Source organism: Pseudomonas sp. FW300-N2A2 (assembly GCF_017351735.1).
GTDB lineage: Bacteria > Pseudomonadota > Gammaproteobacteria > Pseudomonadales > Pseudomonadaceae > Aquipseudomonas > Aquipseudomonas migulae.
On sequence record NZ_JACNDU010000011.1, the window covers coordinates 133,877 to 153,956 of the forward strand.

The 20,080-nt window shown below is 59.8% G+C and carries 19 protein-coding genes; 9 read left to right on the plus strand and 10 right to left on the minus strand.

Translation table 11 applies throughout. The annotated features are described in order from the left end of the window. Positions 1-507: 507 nt before the first annotated feature. The 3 genes from J4E42_RS16385 to J4E42_RS16395 all read right to left on the minus strand — a co-directional run bounded on the left by J4E42_RS16385 (position 508) and on the right by J4E42_RS16395 (position 4,124). The gene (locus tag J4E42_RS16385; RefSeq protein WP_207285662.1) at positions 508-2,010 is read right to left on the minus strand and encodes an O-antigen ligase; all 1,503 of its coding nucleotides are present in this window, start codon (positions 2,008-2,010) and stop codon (positions 508-510) included. 505 nt (positions 2,011-2,515) lie between these two features. Then, positions 2,516-3,136, minus strand: a complete 621-nt coding sequence (locus tag J4E42_RS16390) for a LysE family translocator (RefSeq protein WP_207285663.1) — start codon at positions 3,134-3,136, stop codon at positions 2,516-2,518. A gap of 91 nt (positions 3,137-3,227) precedes the next feature. Continuing rightward, positions 3,228-4,124, minus strand: coding sequence for a DMT family transporter (locus tag J4E42_RS16395; RefSeq protein ID WP_008038222.1), 897 nt, complete (start codon positions 4,122-4,124; stop codon positions 3,228-3,230). Positions 4,125-4,225: 101 nt separating this feature from the next. Here J4E42_RS16395 and J4E42_RS16400 point away from each other — a divergent pair, with 101 nt between their 5' ends. Both J4E42_RS16400 and J4E42_RS16405 read left to right on the plus strand, forming a co-directional pair. Beyond that, positions 4,226-5,557, plus strand: coding sequence for a PLP-dependent aminotransferase family protein (locus J4E42_RS16400; RefSeq protein ID WP_207285664.1), 1,332 nt, complete (start codon positions 4,226-4,228; stop codon positions 5,555-5,557). 85 nt (positions 5,558-5,642) lie between these two features. Next, on the plus strand, positions 5,643-6,230 hold the full coding sequence (locus J4E42_RS16405; RefSeq protein ID WP_207285665.1) for a LysE family translocator: 588 nt from the start codon (positions 5,643-5,645) through the stop codon (positions 6,228-6,230). A gap of 8 nt (positions 6,231-6,238) precedes the next feature. Here J4E42_RS16405 and J4E42_RS16410 read toward each other — a convergent pair whose 3' ends face one another. From J4E42_RS16410 to J4E42_RS16430, 5 genes are all read right to left on the minus strand, one after another. After that, positions 6,239-7,072 (minus strand): AraC family transcriptional regulator, encoded by an 834-nt coding sequence (locus J4E42_RS16410; RefSeq protein WP_207285666.1) that lies wholly within the window; start codon positions 7,070-7,072, stop codon positions 6,239-6,241. 35 nt (positions 7,073-7,107) lie between these two features. Continuing rightward, positions 7,108-7,611: a VOC family protein gene (locus J4E42_RS16415; protein ID WP_008038228.1), complete on the minus strand. Its 504-nt coding sequence runs from the start codon at positions 7,609-7,611 to the stop codon at positions 7,108-7,110. Between the two features lie 93 nt (positions 7,612-7,704). After that, positions 7,705-10,191, minus strand: coding sequence for a TonB-dependent siderophore receptor (locus tag J4E42_RS16420; RefSeq protein WP_207285667.1), 2,487 nt, complete (start codon positions 10,189-10,191; stop codon positions 7,705-7,707). A gap of 103 nt (positions 10,192-10,294) precedes the next feature. Further along, positions 10,295-11,278, minus strand: coding sequence for a FecR domain-containing protein (locus tag J4E42_RS16425; protein WP_207285668.1), 984 nt, complete (start codon positions 11,276-11,278; stop codon positions 10,295-10,297). Between the two features lie 4 nt (positions 11,279-11,282). After that, complete coding sequence (locus J4E42_RS16430) at positions 11,283-11,807, minus strand: sigma-70 family RNA polymerase sigma factor (RefSeq protein ID WP_192227371.1); 525 nt, start codon at positions 11,805-11,807, stop codon at positions 11,283-11,285. 293 nt (positions 11,808-12,100) lie between these two features. Between J4E42_RS16430 and J4E42_RS16435 the strand changes: the two genes are divergently transcribed. Continuing rightward, entirely contained in the window at positions 12,101-12,349 is a 249-nt protein-coding gene (locus tag J4E42_RS16435) for a transmembrane sensor/regulator PpyR (protein ID WP_192227370.1), read from the plus strand. A gap of 34 nt (positions 12,350-12,383) precedes the next feature. On the opposite strand, the gene J4E42_RS16440 is transcribed toward J4E42_RS16435, so the two are convergent. Then, the gene (locus J4E42_RS16440) at positions 12,384-13,304 is read right to left on the minus strand and encodes a LysR family transcriptional regulator (RefSeq protein ID WP_259331688.1); all 921 of its coding nucleotides are present in this window, start codon (positions 13,302-13,304) and stop codon (positions 12,384-12,386) included. A 113-nt stretch (positions 13,305-13,417) separates the two neighbouring features. Between J4E42_RS16440 and J4E42_RS16445 the strand changes: the two genes are divergently transcribed. The 5 genes from J4E42_RS16445 (at position 13,418) to J4E42_RS16465 (ending at position 18,435) form a co-directional block, all read left to right on the plus strand. Next, positions 13,418-14,263, plus strand: a complete 846-nt coding sequence (locus J4E42_RS16445; protein WP_207285670.1) for an oxidoreductase — start codon at positions 13,418-13,420, stop codon at positions 14,261-14,263. 296 nt (positions 14,264-14,559) lie between these two features. Then, positions 14,560-15,015, plus strand: a complete 456-nt coding sequence (locus tag J4E42_RS16450; protein ID WP_207285671.1) for a (2Fe-2S)-binding protein — start codon at positions 14,560-14,562, stop codon at positions 15,013-15,015. 15 nt (positions 15,016-15,030) lie between these two features. Then, entirely contained in the window at positions 15,031-17,199 is a 2,169-nt protein-coding gene (locus J4E42_RS16455; RefSeq protein ID WP_207285672.1) for a xanthine dehydrogenase family protein molybdopterin-binding subunit, read from the plus strand. Position 17,200: 1 nt separating this feature from the next. Further along, positions 17,201-17,779, plus strand: coding sequence for a hypothetical protein (locus tag J4E42_RS16460; protein ID WP_008038245.1), 579 nt, complete (start codon positions 17,201-17,203; stop codon positions 17,777-17,779). 74 nt (positions 17,780-17,853) lie between these two features. Continuing rightward, on the plus strand, positions 17,854-18,435 hold the full coding sequence (locus J4E42_RS16465) for a GGDEF domain-containing protein (RefSeq protein ID WP_207285673.1): 582 nt from the start codon (positions 17,854-17,856) through the stop codon (positions 18,433-18,435). Positions 18,436-18,584: 149 nt separating this feature from the next. Here the strand turns inward: J4E42_RS16465 and J4E42_RS16470 are convergent, their stop codons facing one another. Then, positions 18,585-19,010, minus strand: a complete 426-nt coding sequence (locus J4E42_RS16470; RefSeq protein ID WP_008038247.1) for a VOC family protein — start codon at positions 19,008-19,010, stop codon at positions 18,585-18,587. Between the two features lie 114 nt (positions 19,011-19,124). On the opposite strand from J4E42_RS16470, the gene J4E42_RS16475 reads away from it, so the two are divergent. After that, entirely contained in the window at positions 19,125-19,982 is an 858-nt protein-coding gene (locus J4E42_RS16475) for a LysR family transcriptional regulator (protein WP_207285674.1), read from the plus strand. Positions 19,983-20,080 lie beyond the last annotated feature (98 nt).

Sequence of the window (20,080 nt, forward strand, 5' to 3'; positions counted from 1 at the left end):
GGATGGCTTGAAGCGGTTGGATATGACCAAGTCGCCCCTGTCCATGATTCAACTTGCAACGAACCAGTCGATGCGATTAATTCAGCCGGTCAGCACAATTGAATTGCACATTCATACGTGCTGTCAGCCCTGTGCTTATGAATCGGACATTGACCAACGACTGGGCAGGCGTCTCTGTTATCCGGCACGCTGAATAAATCATGAGGTGTCCTTTCAGGCATTCTTGGGAGCCCGGGAATCAGGGCGCGGGCAGAAGAAGATACCGACACACTCAGTTGCTGAATGTAGGAAAGTTCCTGAAATGGGTACTCCGCTTTCCCTGTATCAAGCGCCAGCATCTGAAGCTGCGGAGCAGGCATCAAAACCCTGGGCAGGTGGTAAGCGGAGGAGGAGCAAGGCGAGGCGAGGGGGGGGAGACACTACTATCGTGGCCCGGCGACGCCCAGGATTAAGGGCGTCGCGGTTTTCAATGCCGTGGACTCGAAAAACGGTGACCTGACCGCTTTTTTACAAAGCCACCTCTTCCTTGATAGAGGACTGGCTTTTGCGGCGATCGGCAAGTATCTGGGCAAATATGAGTCCCCAGATAACGGAAATCAAAAGATTGAAGGTGATGAGCCGGAAGACAGCGAAGAAAGCACCATAGACAGTCATGGTCAGTACGGCCGCACGGATAATGGTCCAGTGCGTCGACTCAGACTTGACCCAGGACAACCTGAAAAACAGCGGCCCGATCAGGACGACCGAATAAACAAGGAAGCCAGCGATGCCGCCGACCATCAAAATATAAAAAACCCAGTTGTGCACATAAGCAACCCATTTGGTTTGCCGCTCATTCTCAACGGTCTCCCACTGCATTTCGTGCTTGATACCCAGGCCGTTGCCTAATACGGGATGGCTGACAAACATGTTCCAGGCAATTTTGTACTCTACCAGCCTGGACGAAACGTTAAAGTCCAGTTTTTCTTTCAAGACAGGGTCTTTACTGTAGAACTCCTTCAGGTTGCCAGTTTTTATTTCTGTCAGTTGGTTCATTCGCCCAATCCATATGTCTTGCATGCCAGTGGCGAAGATGAAGACCACGCCAGCTACGCCTAACGCTGCTCCAATTTTCACGACTTTAAGCCGCATTTCCTTGCGGAACATGAATATAAAAGCGGTAAACACAAATGCGATGAGCAGCGAACTCATCAACATGCTTCGGGTGAAGGTGATCAGTACGGCGAACAGGCAGGTCAAGGCCATCAAAAAACCGATTGCGACGACACTTTTGCGGCGAGCCAGGGTCGCCAGGACGACGCCCAACACGACCCCGACGGGCAACAAGGCATCCGTTGCCTGCGCCACCACCATTGTCACCCTGTCGCGCATCGGGCCAAGGGCGTCGGAATATTGCAGGGCAGCAGTTTCGGACATTCTGACGACCTTGTCGTCTACCATCACAAGCCAGTAGGGCAGCCAGATGTCGTAGTAAAAATAGTAAAAAATAATATAACCGGAGAACAGGAATATGAGTGTGGCAATGGACCCGCCGAGCCAACGTATCCTGCTCTCATCGTTGCCTACGAGTATCGCGACAGACAAAAAGTTATAAATGAAGAGAAACGGAATTGCGCCGCGCACCCAGTCGACCAACGGCACGCCGTTTTTTACCGCGACGAACAGGTTGACTGCCAATACAAACAATCCGACAAGTAATGCCAGGCCGAAATACTTGAGTGCCGCCTTGTTCGCGGATCGTGAAAGTTTTACCAGTACACCCACAAAGATGACGCCCATTAGCAGGGCGAACGAAAGTTCGGTGATTCCGATGGTGGCAGGTGCCGGGGGCAGAGAGAACAGCAGGGGGAATAACGCGAGCATTCCCAGCCAGGGCGAAAACGCCGCCAGGATGATGAGTGAGCAAATACCGGCGACACCCAGATAAAAAACAAAACCGTGTTCTTGTATCAGACAAATAGCGGTAAGCGCTGCAAGTGCAATTGTTGCGCTATTTTTATTAAAAATCATGTTTATTACCTTGATTACTTCCGTGTTAGTAAGGGGGGGGCACCTTGAGCGAGGGCCTCAGCAACTGACCTTTTCAGTTCGGTCTGGTTCCATCGACTCAAAGCGAGAGCCCGTCAAAACGATAATGCAGCTGGTTAACCTGGCATTGACAAAGTTCCGGAATTGCGCTGTTGGCGGCCAAGTTGCCGTTAAATCACCCGCCGACAGGCTAGATTCGGTGGGGGCTGGCGCTATGACCATAGGTCGGATCAATTCTGAAATATTTTGAAGTGAGCATTCTAGTCAGTGTGCTGATGTAACGCGAGGGGTGTCATGGCTATTCGGGACGGGAGGTCAGAGTCGCAGTCCTTGTTCGGCTTTTGGAAATGCTCGGTTTGAAGCCGTGACGAAGGACGTTACCGGGAGCTTGAATGCCTGGATGCGCGATGGACCTGAAATGAATGAATCCGTTTTTCGAGTGTTCGCTGTCGGCCTGGAGCAGACAAATCAGCAGGCGTGAAACACTTCAACCACGGCGTGCCATCAGCAACACCGAAGCCGCCGCCGACAACAACCCCGCACAGCAGCGATTGAAAATCTGCTTGCCCCGAGGTTTCGCAAACCAGCGACGCATGTGCAGGCCCATGTAGGCGTAGGCGCCGATGGCGATCCATTCCAGGATCAGGAACAGCGCACCCAGCACCGAAAATTGCGGCGTCACGGCCTGGTTCGGGTCGACAAACTGCGGTAGGAATGCAGTGAAAATCAGGATCGCCTTCGGGTTGCCGGCTGCCACCAGGAACTCCTGTCGCGCCAATGTCAGCATCCCCGCCGGCGCGCCAGTCACAACGTTTTCAGCCCCCGGATCCGCGCGCCACAATTGCCAGGCGAGGTAGAACAGGTACGCCGCGCCGACAATCTTGATCCCGTAGAACAACAATTCCGACGTTTGCAACACCACCGCCAGACCTGCCGAGGCAAGGGCGATCATCCCGGCGAATGCCAGCAGTCGACCGATCCCGGCCACACACGCGGTGCGGTAACCGTAACGCGTCGAATTGCTGACCGACAGCAGGTTGTTCGGACCCGGTGCCATGTTCAGGGCGAAGCAGGCCGGGAGAAAAAGGGACAGGGTGGCGAGGTCCATGATCGGCTCCAGAAGCGAGAGCGATATTTTTATCACAGGTGCCGTGCGGTCCAACCCATACAGTGGCGAACGGCACGTCCCGTACAATCGCTTACTTCGCGAACTTCTTCGCCCCCGCCACACATAGAATCACCGCCACGGTCACCGCCAGCATGCCGATGCTGACCTGCTCGTGAAGCAAGGTCGCCGCCAGCGCCAAGCCAAAAAATGGCTGCAGGAGTTGAAGTTGTCCGACCGCGGCAATCCCGCCCTGAGCCAGCCCGCGATACCAGAAAACGAAGCCGATCAGCATGCTGAACAGCGACACGTAACCCAGGCTGAACCAGGCCGGTGTGCTGATCCCGGAGAACGATGCGGGGGCGAGCCACCAGGTCAACAGCGCCATCACCGGCAGCGACAACACCAGCGCCCAGCAAATCACCTGCCAGCCGCCCAGTGTTCTGGACAGTTTCGCCCCTTCGGCATAACCCAGACCGCACGCGAGGATGGCCAGCAGCATCAGGATGTCGCCTTCAGGTGAGGCGGTCAGGCCTTGGGAGGCGGCAAATCCCACCACCAGCAGGCTGCCCAGCACCGAGAAAAACCAGAATACCGGCCGCGGCCGCTCACCACCGCGGATCACGCCGAACACGGCGGTCGCGAGCGGCAGCAAGCCGACGAAGACGATGGAGTGCGCCGACGTCACGTATTGCAACGCCAGCGCCGTCAACAGTGGAAAGCCGACCACCACGCCCATGGCCACGATGAACAGCGGCAACAGTTGGCTCTTTGCAGGGCGCTTTTCCTTGAACAGCCACAGCATGCATAGCGCCAGTACGCCAGCAATGGTTGCACGGGCGACGGTCAGGAAAACCGGGTCGAATTCCAGCACTGCCACTCGCGTGGCCGGCAGCGAGCCGCTGAAGATCACTACGCCGATCAACCCGTTGATCCACCCGCTGGTGGTCTTTTCCCGGGGCTCGATATGCAGGTTCGATACGCGTTCCATTGAGGTCACACTCGATAATTGTTTTCGCGGCGGGTTGCCTTGAGCGCATCGTATGGCTGACTATAAAGACAATCAAAAAATTGTCATGGATACATCTCGAGATGCCGCGCTCCCGATACAAGTCGCTGGTTGATTCCTTTGCCACTGATATCCGTTGCGGACGTTTGCCGCCGGGCACTCGCTTGCCCACGCACCGCCAGTTGGCCGAGTCAGAAGGGCTGGCCCTGGTCACGGCCAGCCGGGTGTATGCAGAGCTTGAGGCGATGGGGCTGGTGAGTGGGGAAACCGGGCGGGGCACGTTCGTTCGGGAAACGTCGTTGCCGCCCGGCCATGGCGTTGATCAACCCGAAGTGGCCGCGGGCGTGATGGACCTGAATTTCAACTACCCCTCATTGCCCGGCCAGGCCGATCTGTTGCGCAACGCCTTGCGTCAGCTCGCGTTGTCCGGCGATCTGGAATCCCATCTGCGCTACCAGCCGCATGGCGGGCGCCTGCATGAGCGCGCGTCGGTCGCCAGCCATTTGCGCACGCGAGGGCTGAGCGTAGAGGCCGGGCAGGTATTGATCGTCAGCGGTGCCCAGCATGGTTTGGCGGTGACGATGATGGCGCTGCTGAAACCGGGCGATGTGATCGCGGCAGACGCGTTGACCTACTCGGGTTTCAAAGTGCTGGCGCAAGCGTTGCACCTTGAAATCGTGCCCATTCCCGTCACCGAGACCGGACCCGATCTCGATGCACTCGACACACTCTGTCGGCGTCGTTCGGTGCGGGCCGTCTACACCATGCCGACCCTGCACAACCCGCTGGGCTGGGTGATGGACGCGGCGTGGCGGAACCAGCTCGTATCGATAGCGCGCGCCCACGACCTGCTGATCATCGAGGACGCCGCCTACGCGTTTCTCGCTACTGACCCGCCACCACCAGTGGTCCAATTGGCGCCGGAAAGGACGGTCTACGTTTCAGGTTTTTCGAAGAACGTCGCCACCGGCCTGCGTGTCGGCTTCGTTGCTGCGCCGGCTGAAAAGGTCCCGGCACTGGAACGCGTGATCCGGGCGACCACCTGGAATACGCCTGGCGTGATGACCGCGATTGCCTGCGCATGGCTCGACGATGGAACCGTCAGCAAACTCGAGGAGCAAAAGCGCGCGGACGCACAAGCCCGGCAAGCCCTGGCTGCGGAGCTTCTGAAAGGGCTGCCTTGCATCACTCATCCTTCTTCCTACTTTTTGTGGCTGCCTCTGGCGGAGGACGCCAGGGCGGACCAGATCGCCGTGGAGTTGATACAAGAGCAAGTGGCCGTTTCCACCGCCGAACCCTTTTCCGTCGCTGCCAACGTGCCCCATGCGATCCGATTGGCGCTGGGGTCGGTGGACATGGATTCTCTTCGGGCAGCGTTGATCAAGGTGAAGCGGGTGGTGGGCGCTTATTCCTAGAACGGTTGGGCAGTTTTCTTCAATACGCGGACCAGCCCGCGCCTTACCGTGAGGCCTGGTTCAACTGAATTGAAGAAGGTATGCAATGAGTCTGATTATTTCGATGGCGGCGTTTGCCCTGGTGGCCTCGATTACGCCGGGGCCGGTAAACATCGTTGCGTTGAGTTCCGGCGCGCAGTTCGGTTTTCGCGCCAGTCAGCGCCACGTGGTCGGGGCAACGCTGGGTTTTGTGTTGCTGCTGGTGTTGATGGGGTTGGGGCTGCATGAAGTGTTGCAGGCATGGCCGGCGCTGACGCGGGTGGTGCAACTGGCCGGCGTGGCGTTTCTGTTGTTCATGGCGTGGAAACTGGCGGCGGACAACGGGCAACTTGATGCAAAGGAGTCGGGGCGGGCGCCGTCGATGGTGTATGGCGCGGTCATGCAGTGGCTCAACCCGAAAGCCTGGCTGGCCTGCGTGGCCGGCATGGGCGCGTTTGTCGCCGATGGCGAGGCGCGGCTGGTCTGGCAGTTTGCCGCGGTGTATCTGGTGATCTGCTACCTGTCCGTCGGTTGTTGGGCGTACGCCGGGACTTTTCTGCGCGGCTATCTGAACAACCCGGCGGGGATGCGCGTGTTCAACCGGATCATGGCGCTGTTGCTGGCGATGAGTGCGATTTACCTGTTGCTGCCCTGATCGATCATTCAGCCGCGATACTGCCCCGGTGTCGCCGCCAGATGCTGTTTGAACGCCCGCTGAAAATGCGCCTGATCGGCAAACCCGGCTTCCAGCGCCACGTCAGCGATCAGCTTGCCGCTGCGCAGTCGATCCTGGGCAAACTGGATGCGTCGGTTGACCAGAAATGCGTGGGGAGTCATGCCGTAATGCTGTTTGAAGGCGCGGATCAGGTAGGACGGCGACAGTTGCGCAGCGTCGCAAATGTCTTCGAGCTTGAGCATTTGCGTGCAGTTGTCGCGGATGTAGTCAGCCGCGCGCTCCAGTTTGAAATTGGGCTCGCGCAGCGGTTGATCGCCGGGGTTGAGGCGTTGCTGCACGTCGGTGAAAAACTCGACCGCCGCGCTGTGTTTGCTCAGCACGTCCTGCTCGCTGTCGACCAGTGTTTCGAACAACGCCTTCAGGCCGGCAAACAGGCTGGCGTCAGACGTATGGGTGATGGAAAACCGCCGAAACGCCAAGTCGCTGCCGAACCCGAGCTGATGCTGCAAGTCGGTGAGCCACGGCGTATCGACGTACAACATCAAGTACGACCACGGCTGGTCATTGATTGGATTACAGGCGTGGACGTCACCGGGATTCATCAGCACCACGGTGCCGGCGCTGACCTCAAACTCCGATTGTTCATGGATATAGGTACTGCGCCCGGCGGTAATCGCACCGATGGAAAAGTGCTCGTGGGCATGCCGGGTGTAACAGACCTCGCGCCCATCGGCGATGGAGCGGGCTTCAATGAAGGGCAGGGCATCGTCGCGCCAGAAGCGGGGGGCCTTGTCAGCGTCTTTGCCAGCGGTGGGCTTCATCGTCGGTGTCCTCGGCAGGTCAGCACCGGAGTGTATTAGCTCTCGCCGTCAAAGGCTCGTTGCAGTGCAGCGATATCGAGTTTTTTCATTTGCAGCATCGCCTCCATGGCGCGCTGTGATTTTGCCGTGTCGGGGTCTTTCATCATGTTCATCAGGGCGATTGGCACGATCTGCCACGACAGGCCGAATTTGTCCTTGAGCCAGCCGCATTGCTGGGCCTGAGGGACGCCCCCCGCGCTCAGGGCGCCCCAGAAGTGATCGACTTCCTCCTGGGTCTGGCAATTGACCTGAAACGAGATTGCCTCGCTGAACTTGAACATTGGGCCACCGTTGAGGCCGGTGAAACTCTGTCCGTCGAGCTCGAAGCTGACCGTCATGACCGAGCCTTCAGGGCGGCCATGCAAATCGAAACCGGCGTGGCCATAGTAGGTCGTGGCGGTGATTTTTGAATGATCGAACACCGAGCAGTAAAACTTCGCGGCTTCCTCCGCCTGATCGTCGAACCACAGGCAGGGCGTGAGCTTCTGAACGCGTTGCATGGCGGTAATCCTCTCCACGGTTCACTCGTGCTGAACTTTCAGCGTAGTCAGCCGGGAGGGGCTCGGAAGTACCGCAGATCGACAAGTTATCGATCAGAAATCCCAGCGGGTGGTCAGTTGCACGTTGCGAGGCTCGCCGTAGAACCCGGTGCCAAAGTTACCGAGCCCGGTGTAATAGGTCTGGTCGAAGAGGTTCTTCACGTTCAGCGTGGTGCTCAGGTGGTCGTTGAAGCGGTAACGCGCCATGACGTCCACCAGGGCATAGCTTTGCTGGGTGATTGTCGAAGACTGGCCGAAGTTGACCGGGTCGTCGGGGTTGGGCTGGAACACATTGCCGAAGAATTCGCTCTGCCAGTTCACCCCGCCGCCGACAGTGAGTTTTTCCAGTGTCCCTGACAGCCGGTAGGTGCTGAACACCCGAACCACTTGTTCCGGCGCGGTGGTTTGCAGGATCGAGCCGTAGACGTAATCGCCCTTGGCATCGCGGGTGTGGTTGTAGCTGTAGCCGGCCGACAGATTCCAGCCTTCCATCACTTCACCCGCCACTTCGACTTCAAAGCCTTTGGTCGTGGCGCCTTGCACCGGGCGGTACACCGACTCGGTGTCGACACCGCTGACGTACTCGGCAACGTTGTCTTGTTCGATGCGGAACACCGCGAAACTGGCGTTCAAGCGCCCGTCAAGGAATTCGGCCTTGAGCCCGGCCTCGTAGCTGTCGCCTTCCACCGGGTCGAGCAGTTTGCGCTCGGCATCCTTGCTCATCTGCGGCTGATAAATGCTGGTGTAGCTGGTGTACACCGACCAGGTATCGTCGAGGTCGTAGACCAGCCCGGCATACGGGGTGACCACGCCGGTCTGGCGATAGCTGTCGCGCACATCCTTGGTGGTCGGGTCGCTGTAGTCCAGCTCATCGCTGGCAGTGAAGCGGCTGACCCGGGCGCCGAGGATCACCGCCAGGTCGTCGGTTGGCTTGAGCCGGGTGGCCAGGTAGGCACCGGTCTGACGCTGGTCGATGTCGTTGTCGCCGACCCTGGCAATGTCCGGTTTCGCGAACTCGCCGCGCCAGTCGAAGATGCTGCCGTCGAGGGGCGGGTAGACCGAACCGTGCACCGGGATGTCCTGGCGCGTGTGCATCGACATGAAACCGGCGATCAGCTCATGCTCGCGACCCAGCAGGTTGAACGGGCCGGTGAAATTGACGTCGAGGTTGTCCTGCAACTGGTCGCCCTTGAACCGGCCCATGTACATGAACATGCCGTTGCCGGTGAGCGGGTCCGGATTGCCGCCGCTGGCCGAGGCGAGGAAGGTGTCGTGCTGGCGATGCTTGCGGTCGTAGCTGACCTTCAGCTTCCAGTCATTCACCAGTTGCTGTTCCACCGAGGCGAAGATCGTCTGGTTGGTGAAATCGCGCCGGCTCCAGTCGGTGGCCGGGTTGAACGAACGGGAAAAACGGGTGCGCGAACCGTCGCTGTTGTACATCGGGAAACCGGTCCAGCTGGCGCCACGGGAGCGGGTATTTTGCTGGTCGATACCGACGGTCACGAGAGTGCCCGGCGTCAGGTCGGCTTCGAGGATGCCGTAGGCGATGTCGCGGGTGTTGCGGTAGTTGTCCAGGTACGCGCTGCGGTCTTGATACGCCCCGACGAAACGCCCGCGCACGTTGCCGCTCTCCGTCAGTGGGCCAGCAATGTCGCCAGTGCTGCGATAGTTGTCCCAGGAGCCGACGGCGCCGGTGATCGAGGCCTTGAATGCTTTGGTCGGGCGCTTGCGGATCAGGTTGACGGTGGCCGATGGGTCCCCCGAACCGGTCATCAGCCCGGTGGCGCCCTTGATGATCTCGACGCGGTCGAAGGTCGCCATGTCGGTGCTGGTGGTGCCGTAATCGTAGACGCCGTCGTAGTCGGTGTTGACGCCGTCGTACTGGAAGTTGGTGATCGGCAGGCCACGGCTGGAAAACTCCCAACGCTCGCTGTCGTAGTTCTGCACACTGACGCCGGGCACACGGCGCAGGGCGTCGGCGATGCTGGTGGAGCCCTGGTCGTCCAATTGCTGGCGGGTGATGACCGACACCGACTGCGGGGTTTCACGCAAGGACAGCGACAGCCCGGTGGCTGAAGAGGTCGATCCGAGGGTGTAGGCGTGGCTGTCTTCGGTGATGGCGCCGAGCGCCCGGCCGGAAACGTTGGTGGTGCCCAGTTCCAGCGGCCCATTCGTTGCGGGGGCAACCTGCAGGACATAGCCGCGGTCGCCCTGAGGCTGGGCTTGCAAGCCACTGCCTTGCAACAGTCGCTGCAAGCCCTGTTGCACGGTGAATTCGCCTTCGAGCCCCGGGCTGTATTTATCACTCGCCAGATCGTTGCGGCCGGCGAGGAATATCCCCGCCTGTTCGGCGAAACGGTTGAGTGCACTGACCAACGAGCCGGCAGCGACCGTGTAATAACGCTTCTGGCGAGTGGACTGTTCACTGGTGCCGGCTGTTCCGGCGTGGGCGAAGGTCGGGGCAAGACTCAGCAGCGCGACCGGAAGGGCCAGTGCCAACGGACGCAAGGCAAAACGAGTGCGAGCGAAGGAGTCGCGCAAAAGGGTGTTCCCTGGAATAAGATCGAGCGGCAATTGAAGTGCTTCACAGGGTTAACCGAACGAAAAACCAAAAAGGGAACTGTGGCGTTGAAATGTTTTTGGTTCACGCTTTTGGCGCGACGTTGACCCACCAGTCCATGGTTTTTTCGACGCGTATCGGTAGCGCCGCTTCCAGCAGGCGCAAGGCTTGATCGGTGTCCTTGAGCGGAAACGACCCCATCACCGGCAAACCGGCGATGGCCGGGTCGCACGCCAGATGCCCCGGTCGGTAGCGGCTCAATTCGTCGATCAACTGCCCCAGCGGCAGGTTGTCCGCCAGCAACAGACCACGGCGCCAGGCTTCGCGGCCCGCCGCTGCTTCGGTGGAAGGCGGCGTGTGGTTTTGCGTGAACGCCAATTGTCGTCCGGCCTCGACCACCTGCACCTGGCCCGCCGTGGTTCGAACTTCGACCGCGCCTTCGTAGACGTTCAGCAACGTCCGCTGTTGTTCCTGGCGCACGCTGAAACGAGTGCCGAGCGCGCGCATCCGGCCTTCGGTGGTTTGCACCAGAAAGGCTCGGCTGCTGTCCTTGGCGGTATCAATCAACACTTCCCCGGCATTCAACAGCAGCAGACGTTGCGTGGTGTCGAAACGCACATTCAGCGCGCTGAGGGCGTTGAGCCAGATGCGGCTGCCATCGCTCAGGAGGCTTTCCCGGGTTTCGCCGGTGCCCGTGGAAAGATCGGCGGTCCATCGGCCCAGAGCGTCCGGCAGCGAAGATTCCCGCCAGGCGTTCCAGCCCAGTAGCCCGCCCGATGCGAGAATGAGCAGGCTCTTGACTGTCTGCCGACGGCTGATCGGCGAGCGCGCGGTATTACGCAGCACAAGTCCGGCGGCCTGTGGGTGATCATCTTGCAGCGCGGCAAAGCGCTGGCCAACACGCTCGACATAGCGCCAGGCCGCCTGATGATCGCCACTTTGCGCCAGCCAGGCTTGCCAGCGCTGACGTTCCTGATCGCCGACGTGCTGATCGTTGAGTTGCACATACCATTGCGCCGCTTGTTCGAGGCTGGCATGGCTGATCGAGTTGGAAGAGACGGCGGGCATGGCGCTACTCGATCAACAGGCCATCGAGTTCGGCCTCAAGCATCGCGCAGTGCATCAGCGCCTGTGCCAGGTACTTTTTCACCATGCGTTCGCACACACCGATTTCTTCGGCGATGGCGCGGTAGGGCAGGCCATGCAACTGGGCCAGGATGAACGCGTCGCGCACATTCTTTGGCAGGCGCAGCAGCATGGCGTCCACTTCATACAAGGTCTCGACGATGATTGCCCGTTGCTCCGGCGACGGTTGAACCGCCTGCGGGCGTGCAGCCAGCGTTTCCAGCCACGCCTGTTCCAGCTGTCGACGGCGCCAGTGATCGATGCACAAGCCACGGGCAATGGTCGCCAGGTAGGAGCGCTCGCGACTTTCGCAATCGAAGACTTGAGGGCGCTTGAGCACGCGGATAAAGGTGTCATGGGCCAGGTCGGCAGCATCGAACGCATTGCTCAAGCGTCGGCGCAGCAGCTCATGCAGCCAGCGGTGATGCGTGACGTAGAGGTTCTGAACGCTGGAAGAATCGGCGACCATCATCGTGAACAGATATCCATGGGCGACAGGCGCCGTTGGTGCAAATAAGAATTGGTCGCGATTAAAACAAAAGGTTCAGCTGCGTGCAAATGATATTGGTTTGCTTTTAGGGTGTGTAGACAGGCAGAGGGCCTTGGTGAAGTCAAATTGACTCTTGCCGTAGTCGTATTGACTGTTATGGCGTCAGGTCAAATTGACTGCCTTCGTCGCAGCGTTTTGATTTTTATAGCTTAAAAAACTGGCACGAAACCTGAAATAACAAACGTACAACTGGTCTGATTCGGGAGTACGGAAATATGTTCGCTTACTTCAGCAATCCTCAGAATGTCTTGCACCTGTCGAGCAACATGTTGGGCGCGGGCCTGGCGCTGTTGCTGGCAGGCATCTACGGCGCTTATCTCTACGCCGGACACCTGCCGATCGTGGTGTTGGTCGCGATGCATGCCATGACCATCATCGGGCCGACCCTGATCAAGATCGGCTATGTCATGCGCCTGCTGGCCCAGCATCGGATGGGCAAGGGTTTGGTCACCGCAGCGGTTTGAGGCATCAGACCGGTATTTTGCTTGTGCCGAGACGCTAGCCTCGTCCCAGACCACCCTGTTCGGCGATCCAGCGGGTGGCCAGGTCGATAAAGGCGCGCAACTTCGGTTGAGTCTGGGTTCTGCTGGGGAAATACAGGTACAGCGCCGAACTCAGTGGCACGAACGGTTGCAGCACCCGCTCCAGTCGGCCGTCCGCCAACTCATCGGCGATTTCCAGATCACAGGCATACGCCAGGCCCGAACCGCTACGGGCGGCCGCCACCAGCAACCTTCGGTCATTGACGATCACGCCGCCCTCGACACCCACGGTAAAATCGCGCCCCTCGCGGCGAAATTCCCAGCGGTGCGCGCTCCCCGAGGTCGAAAAGCGAAAGCCGATGCATTGATGACGGGTCAGGTCTTCAGGGCTGGCCGGTTTGCCTGCCTTGGCGAAGTACTCCGGCGCACCCACCACCGACCATTGCAGATCCGGCGTGAGGCGCACCGCGACCATGTCTTTTTCGATGGACTCGCCCAGGCGGATACCGGCATCGAAGCCGCCAGCCATCAGGTCCACCGTGGCGTCATCGAGGGAGATGTCGAGGGTGACTTGCGGATAAGCCTCGCGAAACAGCGGAATCAGCGGCTCCATCAACAAGGCCCCCGACAGCCTCGGTGCAGTGAGGCGCAGCGTGCCCATGGGCTGATCGCGAAAGCCGCTGAGCACCGCCAGCGCCTCATCGATTTCACTGGCCGCAGGCCGCAACCGCGCAAACAGGCTGGCCCCGGCTTCAGTCAACGCCACCCGGCGTGTGGTGCGCTGGAACAGCAACACACCCGTACGGCGCTCGAGCAATTTGATCGCATGGCTGACAGCGGTGGGAGTGACCGCCAACCGCGTCGCGGCGAGGGTGAAACTCTTGTGCTCGGCCACCGCCAGAAACTCAGTCAAGCCATCGAAAGGATCGTGATTCATCGCGGTGCCATTATGAAAGAGCGTTTCATAGTGCTTGTAACACGAGGGCATTTTTCCGGGCAATCTTCCTGCGTACCTTGTGCCTACCCCCACTGCACACAAGGAACACGCTCATGACCACCTCCAATAACTTCAAGCGTATCTGGCTCATCACAGGCGCTTCTCGCGGTATCGGCGCAAAAATCGCCGCCGCTGCGCTGGCCAACGGTGACGCGGTGGTTGCCACCGCCCGCGATGCCAACAGCATCACCCAGCGTTTTGGCGATCAACCCGGTTTGCTGGCCGTCACCCTCGACGTCACTGACGAAGCGCAGGGCGTTGCGGTCGCAAAAGCCGCCATCGAGCACTTCGGACGCATCGACGTGCTGGTCAACAACGCCGGTTTCGGTTTGCTCGGCGCAGTAGAAGAAGCCACTGCCGATGAAGTTCGCCGCGTGTACGAAACCAATGTCTTCGGTTTGATGAACGTCACTCGCGCCGTCCTGCCTTACATGCGCGCCGCTCGCAGCGGGCATGTGATCAACCTGTCATCGGTGGGAGGTTACAGATCCGGGGCGGGATTCGGTGTTTACTGCTCGACCAAATTCGCCGTCGAAGGCTTGAGTGAAGCGCTGCATGCCGAGCTGGAGCCGCTGGGCGTCAAGGTCACCATCGTTGAACCGGGCTATTTCCGCACGGAGTTTCTCGAAGGCAATTCGCTGGTCGAATCGCCGTCCTCGATTGCCGACTACGACGGCACTGCGGGTGAAGTACGCAAGATTGCCAAGGCCGTGACCCTGAATCAGCCCGGTGATCCGGACAAACTGGCCCAGGTCATGATCACCCTGGTGGAAGCGCAAAAAGCACCGCTGCGCCTGCCGCTGGGCAGTGACTGCGTCGCGGCGATCGAAGCCAAGAACGCCTTTGTCGCCGGTGAGTTGCAGGCCTGGCGCGAAGTGTCGGTGTCCACCGATTTCTAAGCCCCGACGCAACCTGTAGGAGCCAGCTTGCTGGCGAAGCGGCAGCGGCCATAAAACCGCTTCGCCAGCAAGCCGGCTCCTACAGGTTTGAGGCGGTATTGAGAGTACCGGTGGTCGATGAACCGGTCTCGCCCGGCAATTTGCGCTTAGCTATAGGGATAACCCAAACAGCGCTACCTGTAGGAGCGAAGCTTGCTCGCGAAGGGGCCGTGTCATTTGACATGGAAGTCGTCTGTCACACCGCCTTCGCGAGCAAACTTCGCTCCTGCATGGGCCGTGAGTCTGAGGAATTCGTCATGCTGACCCTCAACATCAATGGCAAGGATCAGGCACTGGATGTCCCTGCGGACATGCCGCTGCTTTGGGTCCTGCGCGATGTCGCGCACCTGACCGGCACCAAATTCGGTTGCGGCATGGCTCAGTGCGGCGCTTGCACCGTGCATGTCGACGGGGCGCCGCTGCGCTCCTGCATCACGCCCGCCACGGCAGTGGCCCATGGGCAAAAAATCCTCACCATTGAAGGCCTGTCCACCGACGGTTCGCACCCGGTGCAACAAGCCTGGGCCGAACTCGATGTGGTCCAGTGCGGCTACTGCCAGTCCGGGCAGATCATGTCGGCGGCGGCGCTGCTGGCGAAGATCCCCAAGCCCACCGACAGCGACATCGACCAGGCGCTCTCCGGCAACATCTGCCGCTGCGGCACCTACCCGAGGATTCGTGCCGCGATCAAACGCGCCGCCGACATCGGTTGACGGGAGTCATGCACCATGAACAGCATCAATCCGTTATCGCGCCGTGGGTTTCTCAAGGGCAGCGCAGTGCTGGGCGGTGGGCTGGTGATCGCCTTTGTCATCCCCGGCGCCCACCGTTTTGCCATGGGCGCCGAGAATCAGGGCAACGTCTTCGCGCCCAATGCATTTTTACGAATCGGTAACGACAACAGCGTCACCGTGCTGCTCGGCCATTCTGAAATGGGCCAGGGCATCTGGACCGGCCTGACCATGCTGATCGCCGAAGAGCTGGACGCCGACTGGTCGAAAATCCGCGTCGAACACGCCCCAGCGTCGGCCGCCGACTATGGTCTGCCCGGGTTTGGCGGGATGCAAATCACTGGCGGTTCGACCTCGACCTGGATGGAGTTCGATCGCTACCGTCAGGCGGGCGCGGCGGCGCGGTTGATGCTGATCGAAGCCGCCGCCAAGCGCTTCAATGTTGCGCCTTCGACCATTCGCACCGAGTCCGGCGTGGTCATTGCCGGCGACAACCGTGCCACGTACGGCGAACTGGCCGATGACGCGGGCAAGCTGCCGGCACCGGACCCGGCATCGATCAAGTTCAAGGAGGCGAAAGACTGGAAGGTCATCGGCAAACCGACCAAACGCCTGGACACACCGGAGAAAATCACCGGGAGAGCCAAGTTCGGGATGGACGTGCAGTTCGACGGACTCATGACCGCGATGGTTGCCCGCGCGCCGGTGTTCGGCGGCAGCGTCAAATCCTTTGAAGGCGCGCAAGCGCTGGAGATACCGGGCGTGCACAAAGTGGTGCAGGTGCCGACGGGCGTCGCGGTGATTGCCGATCATTACTGGGCGGCGAAACTGGGGCGCGATGCGCTGAAGGTCGATTGGGATCTGGGGCCGAACACCGGGCTCGACAGCCAACATCTGCTGGAGAGCTTTCGCAAACTCGCCGCCACGCCGGGCACTTCGGCCAGCAAGGCCGGGGATGCGCAGGGCGCTTTGCGCAAGGCAGCGAAGGCGATTGACGTCGAGTACAGCGTGCCGTACCTGGCTCATGCGCCAATGGAACCGCTCAATTGCACGGTGAAAATCACCCAGGACAAATGCGAAATCTGGACCGGTACGCAGTTCCAGACGCTGGATCAGATGATCGCGGGAAAAATCACCGGGCTCAAACCCGAGCAGGTCGAGATTCATACCGAGTTTCTGGGCGGCGGTTTCGGCCGGCGGGCCAACCCGACTTCGGACTTTGTCGCTGAGGCCGTGGAGGTTGCGAAGGCGGCGGGCGGCCCGGTGAAAACGGTGTGGTCGCGTGAGGACGACATCCGTGGCGGGTATTACCGCTCGGCGTTCCTGCATCAGGCGCGTATCGGCCTGGATGCCAGTGGAATGCCGATTGCTTGGAAGCACGTGATGGTCGGGCAGTCGATCATGGACGGCACAGCGTTTGCGGCCACCATGGTCAAGGACGGTATCGACAAAACGTCGGTCGAAGGCGTTGTCGACAGCCCTTACATCGAGGGCTTGGCCGATCATCAGGTGGAACTGCATTCGCCGAAAACCGGCATCACCGTGTTGTGGTTGCGTTCGGTCGGGCACACCCACACGGCGTTCGTGATGGAGTCGTTGATCGATGAGCTGGCCGAAGCGGCAGGCAAGGACCCGGTGGAGTACCGGCGAACCTTGCTCAAGGACCATGCGCGGCATCTTGGTGTGTTGAACCTGGCGGTCGAGAAGGCCAACTGGACAGCGCCATTGCCGGATGGGCATGCACTGGGTGTCGCGGTGCATGAGTCGTTCGGCAGCTACGTCGCGCAGGTTGCCGAGGTGTCCCAGGACAACCTGAAGATCCGCGTGCACCGGGTGGTGTGCGCGGTGGACTGCGGCATTGCGGTCAACCCGATGAGCATCGCGGCGCAAATGGAGTCGGCCATCACCTTCGGCCTCGGCTTTACCCTGCACAGCAAACTGACCTTCAAGAATGGGCAGGTGGTGCAGTCCAATTACCACGACTATCAGGTGCTGCGCCTGAACGAAATGCCGGTGGTTGAAGTGCATATCGTGCCCAGCACCGACAAACCCGGCGGCATCGGTGAAGCGGGCGTGCCGCCCACGGCGCCGGCGGTGGCCAACGCAGTGTTTGCCCTGACCGGGCAACGGTTGCGCGAACTGCCCTTGCAACTGTCGGGGGTGTGAGATGAGGCGACATCTGATTCTGGGCGCAGTGGTGCTGATCCTCCTGACGATCTACGCCACGGACCTGTTCTCAGAGGATAGAGAAGCGTTGAAGGCTTTCGATACCGTGCAGAAAGTGTTTCAAAGCCCGCGTTGCCAGAACTGCCATATCCCGGGTGATTCACCGTTGCAGTTCGATGCCGGAACGCCCCACGCGATGAACGTCGTACGCGGCATGGACGGCAAGGGCGCGGCCGGTTTGCCGTGCGCCACCTGCCACGCCGACAGCAATCCGCCGGCCAGTTACGGCCCGCATGCTCCGCCGGGTGCACCGCACTGGAGCCTGCCGCCTGCGGCGCACAAAATGGCCTGGATCGGGCTGCCGGCCGACAAATTGTGCGCAATGATCAAGGACCGCTCCAGTAATGGCGACCGGGATTTCGCCGCGCTGATCAAGCATGTCAGCGACGACAAACTGGTGCTGTGGGGCTGGAATCCGGGTGAAGGGCGAGCGCCGGTGCCGGTGCCGCACGATATTTTCGTCACTCAATTCAAGCGCTGGGCCGAGGCCGGAGGGCCTTGTCCGGTGGTGGGCAGTTGACCGACGGTCCGTTAATCGGGAGTCAAACCGGGTATGGACCACTCTAAAGAACATACCCGCCAATGGAGTGAGTCATGCTGAACCCAGGCAAACCGGTAAAACACGGCGCTAACGCAGACCCGTTGCTGTCGCCCCAGCAAGCGCGTCAATTGCTGCGTGATCAGGCCCGTAAAGCCGAGCAGGAAGTGATTGGTGTGCAGATGGCGAGCATGGATGAGTTGACGCTGCTGTCCAACCGTCACGGCTTCACGACACTGGCCCAACTGGGGCTGGACGCCTGTCAGCAACTGGAAAAACCGGCCACGCTGCTGTTTTTCGACCTCGATAATTTCAAGCACATCAACTATTTGTACGGCCGCGCCGAGGGTGATAACGCCCTGAAAACCTTTGCCGACGTGCTGCGCATCGCCTTTCGCGAAAACGATGTGATTGGCCGGCTCGGCGACGACGAGTTTGTGGCCTTGTTGACCGGTTCAAGCGCCGTGGACATTGGCGCCATCAAGTCGCGGCTCGAAGAAATCCTCGACGAGCGCAACGCCACGATGCGTCGCGGTTATGACATTCGCTTCAGCATTGGCCAGGTTGAGTACGACATTAATCTGCATCACTCGATCGATGAACTGCTGATTGAGGCGGAGAGGGCGTTGCACCAGTAGGCTGGAATTTCGGTGGTGTATGAGCGGGCCTCATCGCGAGCAGGCTCGCTCCCACAAGGATTTGTGCCGAATGCAGGTTTTGTATTCTGCGAAGATCCACTGTGGGAGCGAGCCTGCTCGCGATGGGGCTCTTTCATTCACCCATATCTTCACTTGGCAAACAGCTGCCCGATATCCTTGAACGCTTTGAACTCCAGCGCGTTACCGCAAGGATCGAACAAAAACATCGTCGCCTGTTCGCCAACCAACCCCTGAAACCGAATACCCGGTTCGATCACGAATTGAGTTTCAAGCGCCTTCAGCCGTTCAGCCAAACCCTCCCACTCATCCATCCCCAGCACCACGCCAAAATGCGGCACCGGCACGTCATGCCCGTCCACGGCGTTGGTGTGCGCCGCTTCCTGTGAGGCGTTTTTGGGCGCGAGGTGAATCACCAGTTGATGGCCGAAAAAATTGAAGTCGACCCAATGGTCGCTGGACCGGCCTTCTTCCAGACCGAAGACGTCACGATAAAAAGTCCGGGCTGCCGCGAGGTCATATACCGGGATGGCCAAGTGAAAAGGGGAGAGTTGCATCGCTGTGCCTCGCAGATTGACGGTGGTTGAAGTGGAGTTTAGCGCTGTGCTTTTCGATTGAAAGACGATAGTTTTTGCATCGAGCTCAAATTATTTCGATCAATCGAGACCGTCATGCTGCGTGAACTGAAAACCTTCATCGCTGTTACACGCTACGGCACATTCGCCGCCGCCGGCATGCACATCGGCCTGACGCAGTCGGCGGTCAGCGCGCAGATGCGCAACCTGGAACAGGCGTTGGGCATTCGTTTGTTCGATCGCACCGGGCGTCAGGCGATTCTCAATGCGGCAGGGCAACGGGCGTTGCCAATGGCCCGGGAGATGCTGGAAACCTTCAGTCGCATGGCGGTCAGCGATGACGTCAGCGAGTACCGCGGCGAGTTGAAGATTGGCGCAGTGGCCACGGCCCAGACCGGTTTGTTGCCCCAGGCGTTGTTGCGACTGCGTCAGCAAGCGCCGTTGCTGGAGCCGAAACTGGTGCCGGGCGTTTCGCTGAATCTGCTGAGCCAGGTCGATACCGGGGAGGTTGATCTGGCCATCCTGATCAAGCCGCCGTTCGAGTTGCCCAAGGAGTTGTCGGCGCAGGTCATTCGCAAGGAACCGTTTGTGCTGATCGTGCCGCCGGAGCTTGAAGGTGATGACCCGTTGCAGATCCTCGCGAACCATCCCCATGTGCGCTACGACCGCAATTCCTTCGGTGGGCGCCTGGTGACGCGGTTCCTGCGTGAGCAGCAGATTGATGTGCAGGTGGCTTTGGAACTGGATGAACTGGAAGCCATCGTCAAAATGGTTGAATGCGGATTGGGTGTGTCGCTGCTTCCTGAGGCCGGGTTGTGGCTTGAGTATGGCGCGAAGGTGCGGATCATCCGGTTGGGCGAACTGACGTTCTACCGCGAGATTGTGCTGTTGCAGCGCTACAGCCAGCGTTTGCAGCCAATCCAGCAGCTATTTGCCGACTGCTTGAGCCAATAGATGATCCCTGTAGGAGCTGGCTTGCCAGCGATGGCGATGTCCGTCTCACTGTAAATGTTGGCTGTACGACCGCTATCGCTGGCAAGCCAGCTCCTACA